Below are 11,433 nucleotides of genomic sequence, written 5' to 3' on the forward strand. Positions count from 1 at the left end.
TGCGACACGCCAGCCCATGTGAACGGGTCCGCGTTGATGCATAGCTGCCGTCGCTAACATGGGTTTGGTTTTCATGGGTTTGCGTTTACCCATTCCGAGCCACGTGCCCTGCTCGACAGGCCCCCTGCCGAACGTCCCGGGTCATGATCTGCGGTGCGGGAGCAATCGGTTGAGGAACAGTCTCGGACGAACCGGGGTCGGATCATCAGCCTCGTGAGTGCCGCGCAGCAACCCGTCAACTTCATCAGCGAGGGGTATCCCGGACCGAAGCGCGCCGAGGCCTGGGCCGAGACGATGGGGCGCTTGGGCTTCCACGTCGAGCCCGACGCGGCGGCCGAGTTCTACGGTTCGATCACGTCCCGACTATCCCCGCGCGGCATCCAGTTCTCGCGGGTCTCCTCAAGCCCGCAACGTCTCTCCCTGAGGCGTGCCGCGGCCGGCACCATGCTGCTGATCTGCGTGAACCTGGAAGGCAGGGGCGAGGTCGAGGGCACCTCCGGCGAACCGCTGGACCCGTACGACGTGGTGGTGATGCCGCCCGGCGCGGCCTCCGGCCTCGCGTTCGACGGCGCGTTCCGTCAACTGATCGTCCGGGTTCCCGTCGCGGTGCTCGACATCCGTCCGCATCTCACGTCGGTGTCGAAACCCTTCCGGATCTCCGGCCGGACCGGGCTCGGCTACCTGTTCTCGCGTTTCCTGGGCACCGTGGCGGAGACCATGGAGTCGCTCGACGGCGAGGACCTGCGCCCCGTCGAGCAGGCCTTGTCGGAGTTCCTGGTGGCGGTTCTGGCTCGCCAAGCCCCCGACGCCCCGCCGGCCGGCGGCGGCACGCAGGCGCGGTTGTTCGAGCGCGCCCGCGAGCACGTCGAGGCGCGCCTGAGCGACCCGAACCTCACGCTCGCGGACGTCGCCCGGGCCGAGGGGGTGTCGGCCCGCTACCTGCAGAAAGTGTTCGAGCACGCCGGCGAGAGCTTCACGCACCTGCTGCGGCAGAGGCGCCTGGAACGATGCCGGTCGGACCTGGCCAACCCGCTCTACGCGGCGCTGCCGATCTCCGACATCGGCTTCAAGTGGGGGTTCAACGACGCGGCCCATTTCAGCCGAAGCTTTCGCGACAGCTTCGGCACGTCGCCGCGCGCCTATCGCAGCGAGACTCCGCCCCCGCCGTCCGACGCCGCCGCCCGGCAGGCGCGGCGCGGGTGGCCGAGCGAGGCCCTGGAGGGCGGCGGGCGTTTCCGCGCCGCGAACGGCGCCCCGGGCGACCCGGAGGCCGCCAAAGCCGCCGCCAAGCCCGAAGACGTTCCGGTGCGGCATCATCTCGCCGCCACGGACAAGACCGTCCACTGGGGCTACTTCAGCCGCGACCTCGCGCCCGTGCTGGAGATCGGCTCCGGCGATGTCGTGACGGTCGAGGTGCTGACGCAGCACGCCTTCGACGATTACGAGCGGATGATCAAGGGCGATCCCGCCATCGAGGGCGTCTTCCACTGGACCGCCGAGAAGAAGGCCGTCGAGCGCCGCGGCGCCGGGCCGATGGACGCCTCCGTGTACGGCCGCGGCGCGGGCGAGGGCTTCGGCGTGCACATCATGACCGGGCCGATCGCCGTCGAAGGGGCCGCGCCGGGCGACGTGCTGGAGGTCCGGATCCTGGACGTGCTGCCGCGGCCGAGCGCCAACCCGGATTACGCGGGGCGCTCGTTCGGCAGCAACGCCGCCGCGTTCTGGGGCTTCCACTACGACGACCTGCTGACCGAGCCCCGCCCGCGGGAGGTGGTCACGCTCTACGAGTTCGACCTCGGCAAGGACCGGTCCTGCGCCTGCGCGCTGTACAGCTATCGCTGGACGCCGCAGACCGATCCGTCCGGCGTCACGCACAAGACGATCGATTATCCCGGCGTTCCCGTCGATCACGCGACGATCGAGAAGCGGTACGATGTCCTGGAAGGCATTGAGATCCCGGTGCGGCCGCATTTCGGCGTGATCGGGGTGGCGCCGCGCGAGGCGGGGCTGATCGATTCCGTGCCGCCGTCCTACTTCGGCGGCAACATCGACAACTGGCGCGTCGGCAAGGATGCCTCGGTCTTCCTGCCGGTCTCGGTGCCGGGCGCGCTCCTGTCGATCGGCGATCCCCACGCGAGCCAGGGCGATTCCGAATTGTGCGGGACCGCGATCGAGTGCTCGCTGACGGGTGTGTTCCAGATCGTCCTGCACAAGAAGGGCACCTTCGACGGCGCGGCCTTCGCGGACCTGAGCTACCCGCTGATCGAGACGCCGACGGAATGGGTGCTCCTGGGCTTCAGCCACCCCAACTACCTCGCCGAGCTCGGCGACAAGGCGCAGAGCAAGGTCTACGCGACGGCCTCCCTCGACCTCGCCATGAAGGATGCCTTCCGCAAGATGCGCCGGTTCCTGATGACCGCGCGCGGCCTGAGCGAGGATGAGGCGATCTCCCTGATCTCGGTCGCGGTGGACTTCGGCATCTCCCAGGTGGTCGACGGGAACTGGGGCGTCCACGCCATCCTGCGGAAGGAACTGTTCCGGGACGGATTCCCGCACGGACCGGACAAGCGCCCGGCCTCCCGCACCGGCTGACCGTCGGGGCGCGTCGAGCCCAACCCTCGGCCGCAATCCGATCTCGCCCGGTCCGGGGCCGCCTTGTGAACGCTGCCGTCTTGGTCACGGCCCCCCGCTTTCCGCGCCATCGTGCTCAAAACGGCATCATCGCCGATGGGCCGTGTCGCGCCCCAACAAGTCTTTGTACGCCGCAGGGCAAGAATCGATCGGCTGCTTCGCCTATGGTGAAACGACGGACTACGACGGATTCAAGCTCGGACAGGGCGATGAAATCTGACGAAAGCACATAGATCCGAGCGCGACTCGCTCCGTGATCTGTGCCGATGTTGCTCTCGTCCGAACACAGGGTCGCCGTGGTTCGTTTTGAGGGGAGCCAGATGCGCTATTCGAAACGAGACTTCATCAAATCCGCGCTCGCCACGGCCGCCGTGCTCCCGGCGACGGCGATCCTGAGTCACCGCGTCGCCAGGGCGGCCGCGCCGGTCAAGCTCGGCATCCTCCACTCGCTCTCCGGCAGCATCGCGATCGCCGAAGTGGGCGTCGTGGACGCCGAACGGCTGGCCATCGACGAGATCAACGCCGCCGGCGGCGTCATGGGAAGTCAGCTTCAGACCATCGTGGAGGACGGCGCCAGCGACTGGCCGACCTTCGCGGAGAAGGCCCAGAAGCTCTTGGTCAGCGACAAGGCCGCGGCGGTGTTCGGCTGCTACACGTCGGCCTCGCGCAAGGCGGTCCTGCCGGTCTTCGAGCGCTACAAGGGCCTGCTCTACTATCCGACGCACGACGAAGGGCTCGAATTCTCGAAGAACATCATGTATACGGGTGCCGACGCGGTTCAGTCGGCCATCCCGGCCATCGAATGGCTGATGAAGAACAAGGGCAAGAAGTTCTACCTGATCGGGTCGGACTTCATCTATCCGCGCACCACCAACCGCATCGCCCGTCCGACGATCGTCAAGGCCGGCGGCACGGTCGTCGGCGAGGACTACTTCCCGCTCGGCAGCACCGAGTTCTCGTCCGTCATCAACAAGATCAAGGCCGCGCAGCCGGACGCGATCCTGTCCACGATCGTCGGCGATTCGAACGTGTCGTTCTACAAGCAGTTGAACTCGGCCGGCATGACGGCGGCCAGCCAGGCGATCGTCGCCCTCGCGGTCAGCGAGGAGGAGGCGATCGGCATCGGGGCCGAGAACCTCGTCGGCGTCAATTCCTGCATGGGTTACTTCCAGAGCGTGCCGACGCCGGAAAGCCAGAAATTCGTCGCGGCCTTCAAGGCGAAGTACGGCGCCAACCGCGTCGTCGGCGACACGATGGAGGCCGGCTACACCTCCGTCTACCTGTGGAAGCTCGCGGTCGAGAAGGCCGGCAGCTTCGACGTCGAGAAGGTCGTGGCCGCCTCCTCCGACCTCGCCTTCGACGCGCCCGAGGGCAAGGTGAGCCTCCACACCACCAATCACCGGCTCCGGAAGCACGCCCGCATCGGCAGGTTCAAGCCGGACGGGCAGATCGAGATCCTCAGCGAGTCCCCGCTGATCGATCCGGTGCCGTTTCCGAAGCTGTGAGCCGCGTCCTCACCCTCTCGCCCCCGGATATTCGATGACGGCCGACGTCCTCCTGATCCAGGTCTTCAACGGTCTCTCGCTGTTCACGGTGCTCGCCCTGATGGCGCTGGGCTTGGCCGTCGTGTTCGGCCTGATGGGCGTGATCAACATGGCCCACGGCGAGTTGATGGCGCTCGGCGCCTACATGACGTACCTGACCTCGGTCGTCTTCCTGCACGTCTTCCCGCAATGGATCGGGGCCTACTTCCTGGTCGGCCTCGTGGTCGCGTTCGCCGTCACCGCGCTGGCAGGCTTCGTGCTGGAGCGGGTGATGATCCGGCACCTCTACAAGCGCCCGCTCGACACCATGCTCGCGACCTGGGGCCTGTCCCTGATCCTGCAGCAGGCGTTCCGGCAGATCTTCGGGCCGATCAACGTCAGCGTGCCCACCGTGAGCTGGCTGCGCGGCGCCTGGAATCCGACCGACGGCATCGCCATCCCGCTGGCGCGCCTCTTCATCATCGGCCTCACCCTCGTGGTCGCGGCCTCGGTCTACCTGCTCCTCTTCCGCAGCCGCTGGGGATTGCGGATCCGGGCGGTGACGCAGAACAGGGCCATGGCGGCGGCCGCCGGCATCAACACGGAGCGGGTCGACGCGGTCACCTTCGCGATCGGCTGCGGCTTGGCCGGCATCGCCGGCAGCGCGCTGACTATGATCGCCTCGACCGGGCCGGCCACCGGGCAGCAATACATCATCGACACCTTCATCGTCGTGGTGTTCGGCGGCATCCAGAGCCTGACCGGCACGTTCCTGTCGGCCTTCTTCATCGGGCAGATGCAGTCGACCTTCGAACTCGTGCTCAGCGGCTCGATGGCGAAAGCCCTCGTCCTCCTGCTCGTGATCACGGCCCTGTACGTCCGTCCCACCGGCCTGTTCGCCCGCAAGGTCCGGGCGTAGGCCATGGACGACGCCCTCACCTCCGCCGTGCCGCGCAGCCGCCCCCTCCGCGGCGTCAGGGTGCGGGCCGGCCGGCTGGTCGCCCTGTGCGACCGGTTCGCGGTCCCGATCCTCGCCCTGCTGCTGCTGGTGGCGATCCCGGCCCTGTGCGGCACGTTCCGGCTCGGTCTCTACGGCAAGTACCTGAGCTTCGCCTTCTGCGCGGTCGGCCTCGTGCTGGCCTGGGGCTACGGCGGCATCCTGAGCCTGGGCCAGGGGATCTTCTTCGGGCTCGGAAGCTACATCGTGGCGATGTTCATGAAGCTCGAGGCGACCTCGCTGGACCCGGCGGCGGCCGTGTTCAACGCCGACGGGCCGCCCGTTCCGGACTTCATGACGTGGAACAGCGTCGACACGCTTCCGTGGTGGTGGGTGCCGTTCGAGCACCTGTGGTTCGCCCTGCCGGCGCTCGTCATCCTGCCGGCGGGCCTCGCGTTCGTCCTCGCCTACGCCAACTTCCGCAAGCGCGTCGGCAGCGTGTACTTCTCGATCGTGACGCTGGCGCTCTCCGGGATCATGTCCATCGTCATCATCGGGCAGCAGGGCTACACCGGCGGTATCAACGGCATCACCAACCTCACGACGTTTGCCGGTTACAGCATCCAGAGCGACGAGGCCGTGTACGTCATGTACTACGTCACCGCCTGCCTCCTGCTCCTCAGCGTCCTGGCCGGGCGCTTCATCCTGCGCAGCCGGCTCGGCAAGGTGCTGATCGCGGTCCGCGACCGGGAGGACCGCATCCGGTTCTCGGGCTACGACCCGGCGCTGTTCAAGGGCTTCGTGTTCGCCGTGGCGGCGCTGTTCTCCAGCGTCGGCGGCGCGATGTTCACCCTTCAGGTCGGGTTCGCCTCGCCGTCGGTGAGCGGCATCGTGCCCTCCATCGAGATGGTGGTCTACGCCGCCGTCGGCGGAAGGCTGTCGCTGCTCGGCGCCGTGTACGGCACCCTGCTGGTCAGCGTGGCCCGCAGCCTCCTGTCGGAGCAGTTCGCCAACTACTGGATGTACTTCGTCGGCGCGCTCTTCATCGGGGTGACGATGTTCCTGCCGACCGGCCTCGCCGGTCTCCTCGACCGGTTCCGCCACGGGCGGGGTGCGTCGGCATGAGGCGGCAGCTCATCCTCGAGATCAACGATCTCAGCGTCTCCTTCGACGGTTTCAAGGCCATCGACGGCCTCAACTTCTACGTCGACGAGCAGGAGCTGCACGTCGTGATCGGACCTAACGGGGCGGGCAAGACGACGCTGCTGGACATGATCTGCGGCAAGACCAAGCCCACCTCGGGCACGATCCTGTTCAAGGGCCTGAACCTCGAACGCATCCTCGAGTACCAGATCACCCAGGCCGGCGTCGGGCGAAAATTCCAGACACCGCTGGTCTACGAGGACCTGACCGTCTCGGAGAACCTGGAGATCTCCTATCCGAAGAAGCGCGACATCTTCGGATGCCTGTTCTTCAAGCGCGACGCCGTCGTGCGGGACGAGATCGCCCGCATCGCCGACCTCGTCTTCCTGTCCGATCAGCGCGACCGCAAGTCCGCCCACCTGTCCCACGGCCAGAAGCAGTGGCTCGAGATCGGCATGCTGCTGATGCAGGACCCGCAACTGCTGCTGCTCGACGAGCCGGTGGCCGGCATGAGCGCCCGCGAGCGCGAACTCACCGGCGCCCTGCTGCGCAAGGTCGCCGAAGGGCGCTCCGTCGTCGTGATCGAGCACGACATGGAGTTCGTGAAGTCCGTCGCCCACCGGGTGACGGTCCTGCATCAGGGCAAGACCCTGGCCGAGGGCTCGATGGATCACGTCCAGAACGATCCGCGCGTCATCGAAGTCTACCTGGGCCACTGACGATGTTGGCCATCAGCAACCTCAACGTCTTCTACGGCGAGAGCCACGTCCTGCACGACCTCCACTTCGGCCTCAGCGCGGGCGAGACCCTGGCCGTGATGGGGCGCAACGGCATGGGCAAGACCACACTCCTCAAGGCCTTGATCGGCATGATCCCGGCGCGCACGGGGCGCATCACGTTCGATCAGCGGGATCTGGCCGGAACCCGGAGCTACGATCGGGTCGCGGCAGGCTTCGGCTACGTGCCCCAGGGCCGGATGATCTTCCCCTATCTCAGCGTCGAGGAGAACATCCTGACCGGCATGGATCGCGTCAGGCGGCCGCGCGTGCCGGACTACATCTTTCAGGCCTTTCCGGTCCTGCGCGAGGTGCGCGCGCGCAAGGGCGGGAACCTGTCGGGCGGCCAGCAGCAGCAGCTCGCCATCGCGCGGGCGCTGGCGTCGAACCCCAAGGTGCTGATCCTCGACGAACCGACCGAGGGCATCCAGCCCTCGATCATCAAGGAGATCGCCCGCACGCTGAACCGGCTGAAGACCGAGCGGAGCTTCGCGCTCATCGTGTCCGAGCAGGTGCTGTCGTTCACCCTGGAGATCGCCGACCGCTTCCTGATCATGGAAGGCGGACGCTTCGTGCACAGCGAGGCGCGGGCGACCGTCGATGCGGCGCGCATCACCCGATACCTGACGATTTGAACGGCTCGACCGGGAGGGTTCGATGATGGCTTCGAATCGGGTTGGATATGTTCGTAACCGAGCGCACGGAGGGGTAAGATGAACGGCATTCACGACGTCGGCGGCATGCACGGCCTCGGGCCCGTGGTTCCCGAACCGAACGAGCCGCCGTTCCACGCGGCCTGGGAGGGGCGGATGCACGGCATCGCCGTCACCTGCCAGATCAGCGGCGTCAACGCGACGCCCGAGCAGCGCGCCACGATCGAGCGGATGCCGCCCAAGCTCTACCTGGAGACGAGCTACTACGAGAAGTGGCTCTACGCCTACGAGAAGATCCTGGCGGCCAAGGGCATCATCACCACCGCCGAGATCGACCAGCGCGTCGCCGAGCAGGCCGCCAAGCCTGAGCCCCCCATGCCCGAGCATCCGCAGCTTCCGAGCCAGCCGAGCCCCTACGCGGCCAAGGTCCGGCACGTCATCATGAACGGGACGCCGCACGACCGGCCGCTCGCGCGCGCGCCGCTGTTTCGCGTCGGCGATCGGGTGCGTGCGAGAAACCTCAACCCGACCACCCACAACCGGCTGCCGGGCTTCACCAAGGGCAAGGTCGGCGTCATCGACATCTATCACGGCGCGCACCTGAGCCACGAGGCGCTGTCCACGAGCGACACCGAGGTGCCGGAGCACATCTACGCCGTGAGGTTCGAGGCCGCGGAGCTGTGGGGGCCGTCCGCGGAATCGGCGACCGATGCGGTCTACGTCGACCTGTTCGAACACTACCTCGAAGCCGCCTGAGACTGAGGAGGAACGCACCATGTCCGGGACGACGCACGACCGCCTCGACGCGCACGGGCACACCCACGGGCACAAGCACGACGACCATTATCACACCTGGGTCGCGCCCTCCGAGATCGAGGCGCGGGTCCGCGCCTTCGAATCCCTGCTGGTCGAGAAGAACATCACCACCCACGACGCGATCGACACCCTGGTCGCGACCTTCGAGAACGACCTCGGCCCGATGCACGGCGCCCGCGTCGTCGCCAAGGCGTGGGTCGACCCGGCCTATCGCGCCCGCCTCAACCAGGACGGCACCGCGGCCATCGCCGAGCTCGGCTATCGCGGCTTGCAGACCGAGCACGTCAAGGCGCTGTTCGATACGGAGACCGACCATCACATGTGGGTCTGCACGCTCTGCTCCTGCTTCCCGTGGACACTGCTCGGCATCCCCCCGGTGTGGTTCAAGTCGGCGCCCTACCGGGCCAAGGTGGTCAGCCATCCGCGCGACGTGCTGCGGGACTTCGGCTACGACCTGCCCGCCGACGTGAAGGTGCACGTCTGGGACACGAGCGCCGAGCAGCGCTACCTCGTGGTGCCGCTGAGGCCGGCCGACACCGACGACCTCACCGAGGAGCAACTGGCCGGTCTCGTCACCCGGGACTGCATGATCGGCACTGGCAAGCCGCTCAGCCGGGCCGAATGGGAGGCGAGCCGATGAGCGCCAAGCCCAAGATCCCGGAGATGGACGGCGCGCTGTCCTACCCGCGCAGGAACGGCGAGCCGGTGTTCGACGCGCCCTGGCAGAGCCGGGCGTTCGGCATGGTGGTGGGCCTGCACACGGCGGGCCTGTACCCGTGGGACGACTTCAAGGACCTGCTGATCCAGGAGGTCGCAGCCGGCGCGTGCGCGGCGGCGCCGGCGGGATCGGCGGACTACTACGTGCAGTGGATGGACGCCTTCTCCCGTCTCCTCGTCGCCAAGGGCATCCTCGCACCCGACGAGATCGCGCAACGGACCGCGCAGTTCAGGACGGGCGTCCGCCAAGAGGTCTACTGACGCGGTTTGCCGACGCGGCCCCTCAAGGGCCGCGAGCGCGCCACGGCCGGAGCGCCGGCCCGATCACCGATGTCGGACAGGACGAGGCCCCGCAGGATGCGGGGCCGCGAGGGACGGGTCGTGCCCTCAACCGCCGACGCACCCGCCGCCGAGGACGTCACAGGACGTTCGCGCCGCCGATTCCTGGAGATGTGAACCGCGATGGACACCCTTGAGACGGCCGCGCCCCGGCTCCACGACCTGAAGGCCACGCCGGAGACCATCCAGTGGGGCGCGTTCGACGCCGCGACCGAGCCGGTCTGCCGCATCAGGTCCGGCGACTTCGTCACCATCGAGTGCCTGACGCACCATGCCGGGGACGCCCCCGACCTGCTGATGGACGACGCCATCCGGCGGATCTACGACGCGGTTCCGCCGGACCAGCGCGCGCCCGGCGTCCACATCGTGACCGGGCCGATCCACGTCGAGGGCGCCGAGCCCGGCGACACGCTGGAATGCCGCGCGCTCAGCTTCGCGCCGCGCCTGCGCTACGGCTCCAACTTCCTGGCCAACTGGGGCCTGCTGCACGGGGAGTTCGGGGAGCAGGAACGGGTCTTCATCTACGAGGCCGACGTCGAGACCGGGGTCGCGCGGGCGGTGTTCCAGTACGCGTTCAAGCCGGAGCAGCCGGCCTATCCGGGCATGGTCACGCCCGTCGACGCGGCCGCCCGGATGCCCGCGCTCAAGAACATCGCGGTTCCGCTGCGGCTGCATTTCGGGACCGCCGGGGTGTGCCCGGCGGCGGACGGCAAGGTCAGCACGGTCCCCCCGGGACCGCACGGCGGCAACGTCGACAACCGGGAGTTCATCGCCGGCACCAGCATGCACTATCCCGTCTACCGCACCGGCGCCCTGTTCTGGGCCGGCGACACGCACTTCGCCGAGGGCGACGGCGAGGTGAGCGGAACCGCGATCGAGGCGCACGTGAACGCGACCGTCCAGTTCATCCTGCACAAGGGGTCGGTGACCAGGAACCCGATGCTCGACACCCCGACGCTGTGGATGTGCCACGGGTTCCACGAGGATCTCGACGAGGCCGTGCGGGAGGCGACCCTGGAGATGATCGGCTTCCTGGTCGTCAAGTGGGGCATCACGCGCGAGGAGGCCTACTCGCTGTGCAGTGTCGCCGGCGACCTCCGGGTCACGCAGGTCGTCGACGGCGTGAAGGGCGCCCATATCGCGATCCGCAAGGATCTCTATCGGCCTTGAGGACGCTTGCTGCCGCTCTCGCCGGGCGTGCGATCTCGACCCCGAGCTTGCGCCGAACCTCGCGCGACCTGAAGATTTTTTGAAGGAATGCTTGATCTACCCCTGCGGGGCCATGCCCATGAACCGTCGGTGCTGCGTACGCACGCGGTGACGACAGCGGTCTGGGGCGTTGCGCGCGGGTGAGGTCATATCTCGCGACTCGGAAAGCATCCGGATCTGGTGTTTTCAAGCGGCGGTCTGCTGCTGCTCGACGACGGCTGGAGCGTGGCGCGGATCGCCGCCGCGCCGTACCTGGACGCGAGCACGGCGGCCGAGCATCGGGCGCCACACGTTCAGCGCGGTCGAGCGGGCGTCGAGAGCCTGGACTACGTCGGGCGGGTGCCGCGCCTGTCGGCCGACCCGCGTGCGGCCCTGTCGGACTGGGTGGCCGCGGAAGTGCCGCGAGACGGCCCAGGCCGTCTGCGCGCAGGTCCGGTCCGCCTTCGGACTTCCCTACGCCACCCACCCCATGGCGCGCCTGCTCGGGCGGATCGGCCTCGCGTTCGAGACGCCCAGATGCGTGCCCGCCAAGGCGGACGCGGCGATCCGGCAGGCCTTCTGGGGATGTGCCCCGGAAGGATTTATCGCCAAACATCCACGACTGTCGGCCGACGTATATTCAATGCTTATTTGATAAATTTGTGGATCAGAGGTCTAAGTGCTTGATCTTGTTGGCGCGCCCTACGGGA

10 protein-coding genes and 1 pseudogene are annotated in these 11,433 nt (G+C 67.8%); all 11 read left to right on the top strand.

Annotation, left to right across the window (positions count from 1 at the left end; genetic code table 11):
* The first annotated feature begins 213 nt into the window (after positions 1-213).
* The 11 genes and pseudogenes from ACFE8Y_RS15095 to ACFE8Y_RS15145 all read left to right on the top strand — a co-directional run bounded on the left by ACFE8Y_RS15095 (position 214) and on the right by ACFE8Y_RS15145 (position 10,705).
* Positions 214-2,592, top strand: coding sequence for an acetamidase/formamidase family protein (locus tag ACFE8Y_RS15095; RefSeq protein ID WP_375465203.1), 2,379 nt, complete (start codon positions 214-216; stop codon positions 2,590-2,592).
* A gap of 359 nt (positions 2,593-2,951) precedes the next feature.
* Entirely contained in the window at positions 2,952-4,136 is a 1,185-nt protein-coding gene (urtA, locus tag ACFE8Y_RS15100) for an urea ABC transporter substrate-binding protein (RefSeq protein WP_375465204.1), read from the top strand.
* Between the two features lie 34 nt (positions 4,137-4,170).
* Positions 4,171-5,073 carry an urea ABC transporter permease subunit UrtB gene (gene urtB / locus ACFE8Y_RS15105; protein ID WP_375465205.1) on the top strand — a complete coding sequence of 301 codons (903 nt, stop codon included), beginning with the start codon at positions 4,171-4,173 and terminating at the stop codon, positions 5,071-5,073.
* Between the two features lie 3 nt (positions 5,074-5,076).
* Entirely contained in the window at positions 5,077-6,216 is a 1,140-nt protein-coding gene (gene urtC, locus ACFE8Y_RS15110; protein WP_375465206.1) for an urea ABC transporter permease subunit UrtC, read from the top strand.
* A pseudogene (gene urtD, locus ACFE8Y_RS15115) lies at positions 6,213-6,890 on the top strand (urea ABC transporter ATP-binding protein UrtD); the annotation flags it as partial. The gene urtC and the pseudogene urtD, both read left to right, overlap by 4 nt.
* 9 nt (positions 6,891-6,899) lie before the next feature.
* The gene (locus ACFE8Y_RS15120; RefSeq protein ID WP_375465214.1) at positions 6,900-6,953 is read left to right on the top strand and encodes a hypothetical protein; all 54 of its coding nucleotides are present in this window, start codon (positions 6,900-6,902) and stop codon (positions 6,951-6,953) included.
* 2 nt (positions 6,954-6,955) lie between these two features.
* A complete protein-coding gene (urtE, locus tag ACFE8Y_RS15125) occupies positions 6,956-7,645 on the top strand; it encodes an urea ABC transporter ATP-binding subunit UrtE (protein ID WP_375465207.1) in 690 nt (229 codons plus the stop codon).
* A 78-nt stretch (positions 7,646-7,723) separates the two neighbouring features.
* Positions 7,724-8,419 (top strand): nitrile hydratase subunit beta, encoded by a 696-nt coding sequence (gene nthB, locus ACFE8Y_RS15130; protein WP_375465208.1) that lies wholly within the window; start codon positions 7,724-7,726, stop codon positions 8,417-8,419.
* A 19-nt stretch (positions 8,420-8,438) separates the two neighbouring features.
* Positions 8,439-9,119, top strand: coding sequence for a nitrile hydratase subunit alpha (gene nthA, locus ACFE8Y_RS15135; RefSeq protein ID WP_375465209.1), 681 nt, complete (start codon positions 8,439-8,441; stop codon positions 9,117-9,119).
* Positions 9,116-9,457: a nitrile hydratase accessory protein gene (locus tag ACFE8Y_RS15140; RefSeq protein WP_375465210.1), complete on the top strand. Its 342-nt coding sequence runs from the start codon at positions 9,116-9,118 to the stop codon at positions 9,455-9,457. The genes nthA and ACFE8Y_RS15140 overlap by 4 nt, the downstream gene beginning before the upstream one ends.
* A gap of 201 nt (positions 9,458-9,658) precedes the next feature.
* The gene (locus ACFE8Y_RS15145; RefSeq protein ID WP_375465211.1) at positions 9,659-10,705 is read left to right on the top strand and encodes an acetamidase/formamidase family protein; all 1,047 of its coding nucleotides are present in this window, start codon (positions 9,659-9,661) and stop codon (positions 10,703-10,705) included.
* Positions 10,706-11,433 lie beyond the last annotated feature (728 nt).

It is taken from the genome of uncultured Methylobacterium sp., assembly GCF_964242245.1.
Taxonomy (GTDB): Bacteria; Pseudomonadota; Alphaproteobacteria; order Rhizobiales; family Beijerinckiaceae; genus Methylobacterium.

Excerpts from the sequence above, each read along its gene's own strand:
- urtA (WP_375465204.1), top strand. The coding sequence starts at position 2,952 with ATGCGCTATTCGAAACGAGACTTCATCAAATCCGCGCTCGCCACGGCC.
- urtB (WP_375465205.1), top strand. The coding sequence starts at position 4,171 with ATGACGGCCGACGTCCTCCTGATCCAGGTCTTCAACGGTCTCTCGCTG.
- urtC (WP_375465206.1), top strand. The coding sequence starts at position 5,077 with ATGGACGACGCCCTCACCTCCGCCGTGCCGCGCAGCCGCCCCCTCCGC.
- urtE (WP_375465207.1), top strand. The coding sequence starts at position 6,956 with ATGTTGGCCATCAGCAACCTCAACGTCTTCTACGGCGAGAGCCACGTC.
- nthB (WP_375465208.1), top strand. The coding sequence starts at position 7,724 with ATGAACGGCATTCACGACGTCGGCGGCATGCACGGCCTCGGGCCCGTG.
- nthA (WP_375465209.1), top strand. The coding sequence starts at position 8,439 with ATGTCCGGGACGACGCACGACCGCCTCGACGCGCACGGGCACACCCAC.
- ACFE8Y_RS15140 (WP_375465210.1), top strand. The coding sequence starts at position 9,116 with ATGAGCGCCAAGCCCAAGATCCCGGAGATGGACGGCGCGCTGTCCTAC.
- ACFE8Y_RS15145 (WP_375465211.1), top strand. The coding sequence starts at position 9,659 with ATGGACACCCTTGAGACGGCCGCGCCCCGGCTCCACGACCTGAAGGCC.